Source organism: Treponema endosymbiont of Eucomonympha sp. (assembly GCF_001028545.1).
Genome location: NZ_BBPW01000354.1, coordinates 1 through 707, shown reverse-complemented (window position 1 = coordinate 707; position 707 = coordinate 1). Strand labels below are relative to the sequence as shown.

Here is a 707-nt window from a genome sequence, read left to right as displayed (position 1 = left end):
TTCCTTTGTCAAAATGTCGAGCGTCTCCTTCAACTTGTCGCGGTCGGAGAGCGTCGCCGGCTCGATAGAGACGGAAATCACCGGCTCGGGCAAGCGCATCTTCTCCAGCAGCACCGGAAAACCCTCGCTCCCGATAGTGTCGCCGGTCTGCGCGTGCTTCAGTCCGACGACGACGGCAATATCGCCCGCGGATACGCTGTCGAGCGGCTCGCTCTTGTTTGAGTGCATTCTGAGTATGCGGCTGACGCGCTCGCGCTTCTTTTTGCCCGCGTTATACACCTGGTCGCCCGTCTTGAGCCTGCCCGAATACATGCGCACGTAGCACAGGCTGCCGCTTTCGCGGTCGTGCTGGATTTTGAATACCAAGCCGAGCGGTGCGCCTTCCGGGTCGCAAGGGACGCTCACGGCAGTCTCTTTTTTGATGTGGAAGCCCGCCACAGGGGGCGCTTCGTCGGGCGCAGGCAGGAAGTCAACGACCGCGTCGATAAGCGGCTGCACGCCCTGATTCCGGCGCGCCGCGCCGCACAGAAACGGCACGAACGCGCGGCTGAGCGTGCCGCGGCGGATTCCGGCGAGCAGCGTGTCGATAGGGATTTCCGTGCCCGACAGAAACATATCGGCGAGCTCGTCACTGTGCGAGGCAACCTCGTCGAGGAGCTTTTCGCGCCACTCCTGCGCTTCGCCGAGGCGCTCCGGTGCAATATCGC

General features: G+C 62.9%; 1 protein-coding gene. It reads right to left on the bottom strand.

Annotation, left to right across the window (positions count from 1 at the left end):
• Positions 1 to 707: EF-Tu/IF-2/RF-3 family GTPase (locus AWU74_RS07035; RefSeq protein WP_306701059.1), on the bottom strand; the 707-nt coding region annotated here is incomplete at both ends.